13 protein-coding genes are annotated in these 11,849 nt (G+C 58.7%); all 13 read left to right on the top strand.

Features of this window, described 5'->3' with window-relative positions:
- Nucleotides 1-46 precede the first annotated feature (46 nt).
- The 13 genes from aroQ (at nucleotide 47) to CC94_RS0107260 (ending at nucleotide 11,763) form a co-directional block, all read left to right on the top strand.
- Nucleotides 47-493 carry a type II 3-dehydroquinate dehydratase gene (aroQ, locus tag CC94_RS0107320; protein ID WP_005368468.1) on the top strand — a complete coding sequence of 149 codons (447 nt, stop codon included), beginning with the start codon at nucleotides 47-49 and terminating at the stop codon, nucleotides 491-493.
- Between the two features lie 2 nt (nucleotides 494-495).
- On the top strand, nucleotides 496-942 hold the full coding sequence (gene accB, locus CC94_RS0107315) for an acetyl-CoA carboxylase biotin carboxyl carrier protein (protein ID WP_005368465.1): 447 nt from the start codon (nucleotides 496-498) through the stop codon (nucleotides 940-942).
- 11 nt (nucleotides 943-953) lie between these two features.
- On the top strand, nucleotides 954-2,297 hold the full coding sequence (gene accC / locus CC94_RS0107310; RefSeq protein WP_005368464.1) for an acetyl-CoA carboxylase biotin carboxylase subunit: 1,344 nt from the start codon (nucleotides 954-956) through the stop codon (nucleotides 2,295-2,297).
- Between the two features lie 262 nt (nucleotides 2,298-2,559).
- The gene (gene prmA, locus CC94_RS0107305) at nucleotides 2,560-3,438 is read left to right on the top strand and encodes a 50S ribosomal protein L11 methyltransferase (protein WP_005368462.1); all 879 of its coding nucleotides are present in this window, start codon (nucleotides 2,560-2,562) and stop codon (nucleotides 3,436-3,438) included.
- 6 nt (nucleotides 3,439-3,444) lie between these two features.
- Nucleotides 3,445-4,098, top strand: a complete 654-nt coding sequence (locus CC94_RS0107300; protein WP_005368455.1) for a zinc-ribbon and DUF3426 domain-containing protein — start codon at nucleotides 3,445-3,447, stop codon at nucleotides 4,096-4,098.
- 3 nt (nucleotides 4,099-4,101) lie between these two features.
- Complete coding sequence (locus CC94_RS0107295; RefSeq protein WP_005368453.1) at nucleotides 4,102-5,298, top strand: class I SAM-dependent rRNA methyltransferase; 1,197 nt, start codon at nucleotides 4,102-4,104, stop codon at nucleotides 5,296-5,298.
- Between the two features lie 18 nt (nucleotides 5,299-5,316).
- On the top strand, nucleotides 5,317-5,511 hold the full coding sequence (locus CC94_RS0107290) for a heavy metal translocating P-type ATPase metal-binding domain-containing protein (protein WP_005368451.1): 195 nt from the start codon (nucleotides 5,317-5,319) through the stop codon (nucleotides 5,509-5,511).
- Nucleotides 5,512-5,513: 2 nt separating this feature from the next.
- A complete protein-coding gene (locus CC94_RS0107285) occupies nucleotides 5,514-6,071 on the top strand; it encodes a hypothetical protein (RefSeq protein ID WP_005368449.1) in 558 nt (185 codons plus the stop codon).
- A gap of 214 nt (nucleotides 6,072-6,285) precedes the next feature.
- Nucleotides 6,286-7,254: a tRNA dihydrouridine synthase DusB gene (gene dusB, locus CC94_RS0107280; RefSeq protein ID WP_005368447.1), complete on the top strand. Its 969-nt coding sequence runs from the start codon at nucleotides 6,286-6,288 to the stop codon at nucleotides 7,252-7,254.
- Nucleotides 7,255-7,351: 97 nt separating this feature from the next.
- Nucleotides 7,352-7,600: a helix-turn-helix domain-containing protein gene (locus CC94_RS0107275; RefSeq protein WP_036303809.1), complete on the top strand. Its 249-nt coding sequence runs from the start codon at nucleotides 7,352-7,354 to the stop codon at nucleotides 7,598-7,600.
- Nucleotides 7,601-7,647: 47 nt separating this feature from the next.
- The gene (gene purH / locus CC94_RS0107270) at nucleotides 7,648-9,207 is read left to right on the top strand and encodes a bifunctional phosphoribosylaminoimidazolecarboxamide formyltransferase/IMP cyclohydrolase (RefSeq protein WP_005368443.1); all 1,560 of its coding nucleotides are present in this window, start codon (nucleotides 7,648-7,650) and stop codon (nucleotides 9,205-9,207) included.
- 196 nt (nucleotides 9,208-9,403) lie between these two features.
- Nucleotides 9,404-10,687: a phosphoribosylamine--glycine ligase gene (purD, locus tag CC94_RS0107265; protein ID WP_005368440.1), complete on the top strand. Its 1,284-nt coding sequence runs from the start codon at nucleotides 9,404-9,406 to the stop codon at nucleotides 10,685-10,687.
- Between the two features lie 443 nt (nucleotides 10,688-11,130).
- Nucleotides 11,131-11,763 (top strand): MlaC/ttg2D family ABC transporter substrate-binding protein, encoded by a 633-nt coding sequence (locus tag CC94_RS0107260; protein ID WP_005368437.1) that lies wholly within the window; start codon nucleotides 11,131-11,133, stop codon nucleotides 11,761-11,763.
- Nucleotides 11,764-11,849 lie beyond the last annotated feature (86 nt).

The following is an 11,849-nucleotide window of genomic DNA, read 5'->3' as shown; positions in this document are numbered from 1 at the left end:
AAATTGTGGGATAATTTCCGCCGTTTTTCATTCGCAGGTTGCACGCATGGCGACGATTGCCGTTCTGAACGGGCCAAATCTGAATTTATTGGGGATCCGCGAACCCGGCCATTACGGCAACAAGACGCTGGACGATATCCGGCAAACGCTGGCCAACATGGCCGAAGGATTCCAGCACCGGCTGGTTTTTCACCAGACCAACGCCGAACACGAAATCGTCGGACAGGTGCACCAGGCCTATCACGACGGGGTGGATTTCATCATCATCAATCCTGCCGCATTCACGCATACCAGCGTCGCGCTGCGCGACGCCCTGCTCGCGACCCGGATTCCGTTCATCGAGGTGCATCTGTCGAATGTGCACGCGCGTGAACCGTTTAGAAAACATTCCTACTTTTCGGATATCGCCAAAGGCGTGATTTCCGGGCTGGGAGCCACAGGATACGAATTGGCCTTACGGGCTGCACATCAGATATTAGCCGAGAGACATTAATCATGGATATTAGAAAAATAAAAAAACTGATTGAGATTATCGAAGAATCGGGTATCGCCGAAATCGAGATTAAGGAGGGCGAGGAATTCGTCCGGATCAGCCGCTATTCCGCCGCGCCCGCGCCGGTCGTCTATGCGTCGCAACCGGCTGCGCCCGTGCCGGCTGCTTCTGCCGCGGCCGCTCCCGCCGCGCCTGCCGGCGAAGAAGTCATCACCGGCCATATCGTGAAGTCGCCGATGGTCGGCACTTTCTACCGCTCCGCGTCCCCCGGCGCGAAACCGTTTACCGACGTCGGCCAGAAGGTGCAGGCAGGCGACACGCTTTGCATCATCGAGGCCATGAAGATCCTGAACCAGATCGAAGCGGACAAAAGCGGCACCATTACCAAAATTCTGGTCGAGAACGCCGAGCCTGTCGAATACGGCCAGCCGCTGTTTGTGATCGAATAACGGAGCGCCTTATGTTCGACAAAATTGTGATCGCCAATCGCGGCGAAATCGCGTTGCGCATTTTGCGCGCCTGCCGGGAGCTCGGCGTGAAGGTCGTCGCGGTGCATTCCGAGGCGGACCGAAACCTGAAGCATGTGCGCCTGGCCGACGAGTCGGTCTGCATCGGCCCCGCGCCGTCGATCGACAGCTATCTGAACATTCCCGCGATCATCAGCGCGGCCGAGGTGACCGATGCCGAAGCGATCCATCCGGGCTACGGCTTTCTGGCCGAAAATGCCGATTTTTCGGAAAAGGTCAAACAGAGCGGTTTCGTGTTCATCGGTCCGAACGCGGACACGATCCGCTTGATGGGCGACAAGATTTCCGCGAAAAAAGCGATGCTTGCGGCCGGCATTCCCTGCGTGCCCGGCAACGGCGACCCGCTGCCGGACGATCAGGAGAAAAACCTGAAACTCGCGCGCGAAATCGGCTACCCGGTCATCATCAAGGCAGCCGGCGGCGGCGGCGGGCGCGGCATGCGCACCGTGCACACCGAAGCGGCGCTGCTGAACGCGATCGCGATGACCAAGGCCGAGGCGGCCAACGCGTTCGGCAATGCGACGGTGTACATGGAAAAATTCCTCGAAGACCCGCGCCATATCGAATTCCAGGTGATCGCGGACGCGCACGGCAATGCGATCCATTTGGGCGAGCGCGACTGCTCGATGCAGCGCCGCCACCAGAAAGTCGTCGAGGAAGCGCCCGCGCCCGGCATTACCGAGGAACAGCGCCGCGAAATCGGCGAACGTTGCGCGAAAGCCTGCATCGACATCGGCTATCTGGGCGCCGGCACGTTCGAATTCCTGTATGAAAAAGGCGAGTTCTATTTCATCGAAATGAATACGCGGGTGCAGGTCGAGCATCCGGTCACCGAAATGGTCACCGGCTTCGACATCGTGAAGGAGCAATTGCGGATTGCGGCCGGCGAGCCGCTCTCGATCACGCAGGATCAGGTCAAGATGACCGGCCATGCGATCGAATGCCGCCTGAATGCGGAGGATCCGAGGACGTTCATGCCGTGTCCCGGCACCATCGAGCAGTTCCACATGCCCGGCGGTCCCGGCATCCGCTGCGAAACGCACATCTATAACGGCTATAAGGTGCCGCCGTATTACGATTCGATGATCGGCAAGCTGATCGCGCACGGCGAAGACCGCAAGAGCGCGATCGCGCGGATGAATACCGCGCTCAGCGAAATCATCATCGAAGGCATCAAGACCAATATTCCGCTGCAGCAGGAAATCATGAGCGACAGCGCCTTCGCGGCCGGCGGGCAGAATATCCATTACCTGGAAAAGAAGCTGGGTTTGTATTGATCCGTAAAGGTGGTTATTCGTAGGGCGGATTACGACTGCACGGATGCAGGAGAGAGGGCAACGCATGGAGCGGTTGCCGAAGACGCGCTTTCCTATGTACTCTCCGGTTTCATTGTCCTTTCCGCGCGTCGTAATCCGCCGCCATTGGGAGTCACCTTCATTCGGCGGATTACGACGCGCGGAAAGCTCCGCTAAGCCGGAAAGCGCAACATGGAGCGCGTCTAATCCGCCCTACATCTTGTTTTTTTACCTTTCTCTCCGTATGGCTTGGCAACAAATTACCGTAATCACTGACGAGAGTACCGCTCCCCAAGTCGCCGAACTGTTCGATGATCTCGGCGCGGTATCGGTGACCTATATGGACGCCGAGGACGAGCCGGTTTACGAACCCGCGATCGGCGAAACAAAGATCTGGAGCAATACGCAGGTGATCGCGCTGTACGAACTCGATACCCATCTCGAAGCGGTGACCGAACGGGTACTCAAGGCCTTCGGCTCCGATCGGCTGCGCGACTGGCGCGTAGAGCAAATCGAAGATCAGGCGTGGGAGCGCGCCTGGATGGAGTATTACCATCCGATGAGATTCGGCGACAAACTCTGGGTTTGCCCGACCGGCCAGGAACAACACGAGCCGGGCACCGTCTGCATGCTGCTCGATCCGGGCCTGGCGTTCGGCACCGGCACCCACCCAACCACCGCGCTCTGTCTGGAATGGCTGGCCGAGCACGATCCGGCCGGCAAGACCGTGATCGATTACGGCTGCGGTTCGGGCATTCTCGCGGTCGCCGCGGTGCTGCTCGGCGCGAAGGAAGCCCATGCGGTCGATATCGATCCGCAGGCACTGACCGCGACGTTGAGCAATGCCGAAAAAAATGCGGTACAGGACAGGATCAAGGTTTATCTGCCGGAACAACTGCCGAAGATGCAGGCCGAGATCGTGCTGGCCAACATTCTCGCGAAACCTTTGTGCGAGCTCAGCGAAAGGATTTCCGATCTGGTCAAGCCGGGCGGCGCGCTGGTGCTGTCCGGTATTCTGGCCGAACAGACCGGGCAGGTCGCGGATGCCTACCGGTCTTCCATCGAATTGAACGCTCCGGCGCAGCAGGAAGACTGGATTCGCCTGGACGGAATGAAGCGTTGAGCCGTGATGTTTACCCGCTGCCCCGAATGTCTGACGACGCAGGCTGTGACGCCGGAAGCGCTGCGCAGCGGCCGGGGCATGGTGCGCTGCAGCCGCTGCGCGGTGATGTTCGATGCGCTGGCGACCCTGGCCGAAACCGAAACGCAGGCGGTTGCCGATGCGCCGCCGGACGATGAACCGTGGGCCGAAAAAAAAACGCGCAGCCCGCGGGTGTGGCGCTTCGGGTTTTTTACCGGCCTCTTCCTGCTGATTGTGCAAGGCGTCTATTTCGAAGGCGTCCGCGCTTTGCAAAACCCGAAATTGCGTACGGCCCTGGAAAACCTCTGCGGAGCCTTGCATTGCCGGTTGCCCGACTACCGAAACCTGGCCGAACTCAGCGTCCTGCACAATTCGTTCGACGAACTGCCGAACCGGCATTATGCGTTCAAGCTGGTGCTGAACAACGAGTCGTCATTTTCGATGCGCTATCCGGCCATCGGTCTGACCCTGCTCTCTTATGGCGGCCAGCCGTTTGCATACCGGTTGTTTCAGCCGGGCGAATATCTGGCCGGGCAGCCGGAAAATGCGCAATTGGCCGCGAACGGCGCGGCCGAAATCAGTCTTGAAATCGCCCCGACGCAAACGAAGGTCGGCGGTTTTCATTTCGATCTCAGTGATTAAGACATGGACATTCCCGAACTTTTTCTCAAGAAAAACGAAGACAAGCGCCTACGCCTCGGGCACTTGTGGATATTCAGCAATGAAGTCGACATCAAGCGCTCGCCGCTGAACCGCTTTGCGCCCGGCGACCTGGCGCAGGTGGCCGCGCATGACGGCAAGCCGCTCGGCACCGCCTATGTGAATCCGAATGCGCTGATTTGCGCGCGCCTGCTGTCGCGCAAGCCGAATCTGAAATGCGGGCCGAATTTCTTCAAGGATCGGATCGGCACCGCGCTGGCAAAGCGCGAAAAAGTGTTCGACAAACCCTATTACCGGTTGGCGTTCGGCGAGAGCGACGGACTGCCGGGACTGGTGATCGACCGTTTCGGCGACGTTTTGTCCGCGCAGATTACCACGGCCGGGATCGAACAACGCAAGGAGGCCGTGCTGGCCGCGCTGGTCGAATTGCTGAATCCGGCCGCGATCGTGCTGAAAAACGACAACAGCCAGCGCCAGCTCGAAGGCTTGCCGATGGAATCGGTCGTCGCCTACGGCGAATTGCCCGATCCTTTGGTCATCGAGGAAAACGGCGCAAAATTCCGGATCGACATCCTGAGCGGCCAGAAGACCGGCTGGTTTTACGACCACCGGATGAGCCGGGCGGAACTGGCCCGGATCGCCAATGGGCAGCGCATTCTGGATTTGTTTTCGTACACCGGGGCCTGGTCGATTCCGGCGGCGCGGGCCGGCGCACTGGAAGTGATCTGCGTGGACGCCTCCGAAGCGGCGCTGCAGCTGGCGCGCGAAAATGCCGCCTTGAACGGCGTCGAGGACAGGATGCGGTTCGCGCACAGCGACGTGTTCGATTTTTTGAAACAGGCGCGCCAGGAACGCCGGCTCTATGATATGATCGTGCTCGACCCGCCCGCGCTGATCAAACGCAAGAAGGATTACCCGCAAGGTTACGAGGCCTATCGGCGTTTGAATCATTTGGCGCTGCAGGTACTCGCGAAAAACGGCCTATTGATTTCTGCCTCCTGCTCGTTCCATCTGAGCCGCGAAGATCTGCACGAAATCCTGCGTTCGTCCGGACGCCATATCGACCGGCATCTGACTTTTATCGCCCAGGGGGGCCAGGGGCCCGATCATCCGATCGATCCCGCGATTCCGGAGACTCAGTATTTGAAAACCTTTTTTTGTTCGGTTTCGTCCGCTTTATAAAGTCATTGAGGCATCTTGATGACCAAGGTAGAATATCGCGACTTTTGCGTTCTCTGCGGCCAGCCTGTTGAAATCGAAGGCTTTACGTTGCAAACCCCCGAAGGGATGTTGAAGTTTTGCTGCGCCGGCTGCCTGAGTATCTATCAACTGCTTAACGATAACAATACGGTATCGACAAGCACATCAACCCATAAAAACGAGGATAAAGAATAACAATGAAAGCTTGTGAATCATGTTCCGGCCGCGCCGAGATCGGCAAATATCATAAACAGGTTCCGGTCTGGCGCCGGGCGGTCGGCCTCGTGTTCGTGTATCTGCCGATCGTGACCTTGCCGTTCGTATTCCTGAGCGCCTACATGGTTTATTTTCATTTGCACCTGATCGGCGGCCGCAACATCAAGCCTTTCTCGGCATTTCTGCCCGCCAAGGACAGCCACCGCTATAACCTGAAAAGCCAGATCACGATGGACGGCTCCTTCAAGGCCAGCCTGTCGCAGTCGAAGCTGTACTGGATTTTGAATTGCACTTGGTATTGCCCGGTCAGCGTCGCGGTGTTCGAATGGCACGCCTACATGGTCAAGATCGTCGAGAACTGGTGGTGCCCTTTCACTCACGAAAAGAAGGAAGGCTACAGCAATGCGAAGATCGACCAGTCTTTCTGGCATATTTATCCTGAAGACCGCGTCAAACTGAACAAGGAAGACCTCGACAATCCGATCTGGAATGAAGAAGCCGAGGCGGCCAAACAGGCTGCGACCGGCCCCTCTGTCTGATCGAGCTCAGGTTCGGCCGATAATGAGCCGGCCAATCAGGGAGCGGTGCCCGGAGGCAGCCGCTTCCGACATCGAATTTTAGATACCGGCAGGGTTTTGCCGTATCCCGACCCACTGGCGCAGCCGCCCGCATCGCAGAGGCGCTGCGCACTAGCTTGATTTTCCACCGCTGCCGCGGGTTTTACTTTCTGTTTTTTTGTTCGTGTGGAACCCGATGCGGATAGGTCCTTACCAACTCGCTAACAATCTGGTTTTGGCGCCGATGGCGGGCATTACCGACCGCCCTTTCCGCGAGACCTGCAAGCGCTTCGGCGCGGGTCTGACCGTTTCGGAAATGACCGCGTCGAATCCGGCCTTCAGGCAGCATGCCCGAACGCTGCTGAAATCGGATGGCGAAGGCGAAAGCGGCGTGCGTTCGGTGCAGATTCTCGGCACCGATCCCGCGCAAATGGCGGAGGCCGCCAGGTTTAACGTCGACCGCGGCGCCCATATCATCGATATCAACATGGGCTGTCCCGCCAAGAAAGTCTGCTCGGTGGCGGCCGGGTCCGCGCTGCTGAGAGACAAGAAGCGGGTCGGCAGCATTCTCGATGCGGTGGTTGCGGCGGCCTGCGTTCCTGTGACGCTGAAGATCCGGACCGGCTGGGATGCGCAGAACCGGAATGCGGTCGCGATTGCCCGGATTGCCGAAAACGCCGGCATCGCGGCATTGACCGTACACGGGCGCACCCGCGCCTGCAAGTTCAACGGCGAGGCGGAATACGACACGATTGCGGCGGTCAAGCAGGCGGTCCGGATGCCGGTGATCGCCAACGGCGACATCGACAGCCCCGAAAAGGCCCGGTTCGTGCTCGATAGGACAGGGGCCGACGGCCTCATGATCGGCCGCGCCGCCTGCGGCAATCCTTGGATATTCGAACAGATCCTGCGTTTTTTCGAGAGCGGCGAGAAGCGCTGGGAGCCGTCCGCCGCGGCAATCAAGGACACGATCGTCTCGCATCTCGAGCAATTGTACGATTTCTACGGCGAATCGACCGGTGTTAGAATCGCCCGCAAACACATCGGCTGGTATTTGGGGCCTTTCGGCTTGATTGGCCGGGAGACCCTGCAAAGGATCAATACCGCCACCCAATCCGCAGAGCAACTGCGTTTGATGCATCTGGCGCTGGATTTTTTAACGTAACCGTCGGGTTGAACATTTTATGGAAACATCCGATAACTCCCCCACAGACAGATTTGACCGCGGACCCAGCGGTCAGCTAGAAAAAAGAGAAACTCACTTGGACCCCAACGCTACGCACTCGATTCCCTTGTCGGCGCACGTCAAGCAGGCCATCGATCTGTACTTTGCACAGATGAAGGATCACGACGTCGCCAATCTTTATGCGATCGTCATGAACGAAATCGAAAAACCTTTGCTCGAGTCGGCTTTGCGCCATTGCGGCTATAACCAGACCAAAGCCGCGAAGGCGCTGGGCCTGAGCCGCAGCACGCTGCGCAAAAAGCTGGAGCAATACGGTTTGTCCTGATCCGAAATTTTTTACTTCTCGATTTTTTTCCACCTTTTCAATTACCCATGAATAAAACGATCAAACGCGCGCTGGTCAGCGTTTCCGATAAGACCGGAATCGTCGATTTCTGCCGCGAACTCAGCGAGCTCGGCATCGTCATCCTGTCCACCGGCGGCACCGCCAAAACCTTGGCGGAAAACAAGATTCCGGTGACCGACGTTTCCGAGCATACCGGTTTTCCCGAGATGATGGACGGCCGCGTGAAGACGCTGCATCCGAAGATTCACGGCGGGATTCTGGGCCGGCGCGGCATCGACGACCAAGTGATGGCCGCGCATGGGATCGAGCCGATCGACTTGGTCGTGGTCAACCTGTACCCGTTCGAGCAGACGATCGGCAAGCCGGATTGCGATCTGGAAACCGCCATCGAAAACATCGATATCGGCGGACCGACGATGATCCGCGCCGCCGCGAAAAACTATAACGATGTCGCGGTCGTGGTCGAGCCGGCCGATTACGCTCCGGTGCTGGCCGAACTGAAGGCCCAACACAATGGCTTGAGCCAGGCGACCCGCTTTAAACTGTCGTTGACCAGTTTCGCGCATACCGCGCGCTACGACACTGCGATCGCGAGCTATCTCGCCAAGATCAACGAACAGCCGTTCCCCGACACGCTGAATCTGCAGTTTTATCTGAAAGAAACGATGCGCTACGGCGAGAATCCGCATCAGGCCGCGGCGTTCTACCAGGAAAAAAATCCGCCCGCCGGCACGATCGCGGCGGCGGCGCAACTGCAGGGCAAGGCGCTTTCTTACAACAACATCGCCGATGCGGATGCCGCGCTCGAATGCGTGAAGTCGTTCGACCAAAAGCCGACCTGCGTGATCGTCAAGCATGCCAATCCCTGCGGCGTTGCCGAAGCCGATTCGCTGCTTGCGGCTTACGACCGCGCCTATGCGACCGACCCGACCTCGGCGTTCGGTGGGATCATCGCCTTCAACCGCGAGCTCGACGAAGCCACCGCGGCCGAAATCGTCAAGCGCCAGTTCGTCGAGGTGATCATCGCGCCGGCGGTCGGCCAGGCGGCGCGGAACGTGCTCGCGGCGAAACAGAACGTGCGCGTGCTCGAATCCGGCGCCTGGCAAAGTAGTGAGACGCCCGGCTTCGATTTCAAGCGCGTTGCGGGCGGTCTGTTGGTGCAGAACCGGGACAACGGCCGGATCGGCGTGCACGACATCCAGGTCGTCAGCAAGCGCGCGCCGACCGCCGAAGAGCTCGGCGACCTGCTGTTCGTTTGGAAAGTCGCCAAATTCGTCAAGTCGAATGCGATCGTCTACGGCAAAGACCGGCAGACGATCGGCATCGGCGCGGGGCAGATGAGCCGGGTCTATTCGGCGAAGATCGCCGGGATCAAGGCGGCCGACGAAGGATTGGTAGTGTCCGGCTCGGTCATGGCTTCGGATGCGTTCTTCCCATTTCGGGACGGCATCGATGCCGCTGCCCAGGCCGGCATTACCGCAGTCATTCACCCCGGCGGCTCGATCCGCGACGAAGAAGTGATCGCCGCGGCCGACGAGCATGGCATGGCGATGGTCTTTACCGGCATGCGCCACTTCAGGCATTAATCGATAAAATGTAGGGTGGGTTCGACGCGCTGTGCTCTTTACCTTCTGAGTTAGGCAGAGTTTTCCGCGCGTCGAACCCGCCTGGCAACCTGGCGGGTTACGGCGCGCGACCATAATAGATGCCATCCAAGTGCGCACCGTAATCCACCCTACATTTTTTCTCTTCTACCGTTTATAACTTTTCTTGCTGAACATTATGCAGATTCTCATCGTCGGCAGCGGCGGCCGTGAACACGCCCTGGCCTGGAAGGCCAAACAATCCCCGAAAGCCGAAAAAGTCTTCGTTGCGCCCGGCAACGCGGGTACAGCGCTGGAGCCCGGCATCGAAAACGTTGCGATCGCGGTCGACGACATTTCAGGCTTGCTCGACTTCGCGAAACAACACGCGATCGGCCTGACCATCGTCGGTCCCGAGGTGCCTCTGGTGCTGGGGATCGTCGATCGCTTCCGGGAAGCCGGCCTCAAATGTTTCGGTCCACCCGCCGCGGCGGCGCAGCTCGAAGGCTCGAAAAGCTTCTGCAAGGATTTCATGGTCCGCCACCAGATTCCGACCGCCGCCTATCAGACTTTCACGGATAAGGATCGCGCCATCGCTTACATTAGGGAGCAGGGTGCGCCGATCGTGGTAAAAGCCGACGGGCTTGCGGCCGGCAAAGGCGTGATCGTCGCGCAGACCGAAGCCGAAGCGGTCGCCGCCGTCGAAGACATGCTGTCCGGCAATGTGTTCGGCGAAGCCGGCAGTCGGGTCGTGATCGAAGAGTTTCTGCAGGGCGAAGAAGCCAGCTTTATCGTAATGGCCGATGGTCAGCATGCGCTCGCGATGGCGACCTCGCAGGACCACAAGGCCCGCGACGACGGCGACAAGGGCCCGAACACCGGCGGCATGGGCGCCTATTCGCCCGCGCCGGTCGTGACGCCCGAAATTCACCGGCGCGTGATGAACGAAGTGATCGAGCCGACCCTGAAAGGGATGGCCGAAGATGGCCTGCCGTACACCGGCTTCCTGTACGCGGGGCTGATGATCGCCGCCGACGGTTCGATCAAGGTGCTCGAATACAACTGCCGCTTCGGCGACCCCGAAACCCAGCCGATCATGATGCGGATGAAGAGCGATTTGGTCGAACTTTGCGAGGCGGCGCTGGAAGGCAGGCTTGATCGAGTTACCAGCGAGTGGGACCCGCGCGCCGCGCTCGGCGTGGTAATGGCGGCCGGCGGTTATCCCGATGCTTACCGGAAAGGCGCGGCGATCAGCGGGCTTCAGACCACGGCAAATAAGGACATGAAAGTCTTCCACGCCGGCACTTCGCGATCTGGCAAAGACATCGTCACCGCCGGCGGCCGCGTGCTCTGCGCCTGTGCGCTCGGCGACACGATCGCCGAAGCCCAGAACAAGGCCTATCGCCTGGTCCGCAACATCGATTGGGACAACGTTTATTACCGGACCGATATCGGTTTTAAAGCCATCGATCGGAATTTGTAGGCGAGAGTTGATGTAGATACGGTTATTCACGTCAAGCGTTATGAAGCGCAGTGTTGTAGGGCGTTTTCGCGATAGCAAAACGCCAATCCGTAAGGCGGAACCGGCTCTGCCGGGTTCCGCCGCAGGATGACGGATCGCTGAATGTGATGGCGGATTGCCTGGCGGCGAATCCGCCCTACAAGGTCTACAAAAGCCGTAGGATGTGCCGAGGAACGAGGCGCATCGGCCGAGATATAACGCGAACGATGCGCTTCCCTTCGTTCAGCACATCCTACATTGCTTGTCAATAAGATCTGGCAGGCCTCACTTCCGGCAAGCGGATAAAACGCGGCCCATTAACGAACGATGATCCGAAATTCAGTCCCTGTTAATGCCGGCGAAGTATATTCCGCCTGGAAAAGCATTTTTCTGATTTTTTCATTATTCCGACAGGATAATCAATCATGCAAAACCTGATAAAAAAATATGCGCTGTTCGCCCTGGTCATGCTGGGGCTGATCCCGATGACCAACGCGGCGGCCGGCGGCTTGCAGGAGCCGCAGCAGGTGATTCAGAACGTTTCGGAGCAGTTGCGCCAGCGTTTTCAAGACAAGGCGTTCACCCGCGATTTTGCGCAGGTGACCCGCTTCGTGGACGGCGTGATCTACCCGCATGCCGACTTCGACGTGATCGCGCCTCTGGTTTTGGGCAAGCACTGGAAAACCGCGTCCCTTGCCGAACGTGAACGCTTCAAGAACGAATTCCGGACGCTGCTGATCCGGTCTTATTCCCGGGCCTTCGTCGAATACGCCAACTGGACGCTCCATTTTCAGCCGATCGATGCAGGCGACGGCAAAAAGGTCGTCGTCAAAACCGAAGTCCTGCAGCCGGGACAAAAGCCGGTGCAGGTCAATTACCGGATGTTTCAAGGAAAAGGCGGCTGGAAGGTGTACGACATCATCATCGAAGGCGTGAGCCTGGTGACCAATTACCGTTCGAGTTTCAGCGAGGACATTCAGAAGAAAGGTTCGTTGAGCGCGCTGAACGATTCTCTCGCCAAACGTAACGCCGAAGCGTTAAGCGGCAAAGGTTCCTGATGCTGCTGCCGCGTTGAGCGCTCAGGGTGCGTGACGGCGCCCTGACTCCTCTCCTATTTTTTCCTCCCGTTTCACCTGCAACGCAT

Origin of the sequence: Methylomicrobium agile (genome assembly GCF_000733855.1) — a bacterium.
Classification (GTDB): Bacteria; Pseudomonadota; Gammaproteobacteria; order Methylococcales; family Methylomonadaceae; genus Methylomicrobium; species Methylomicrobium agile.
This window is presented reverse-complemented; position numbering and strand designations above follow the sequence as displayed.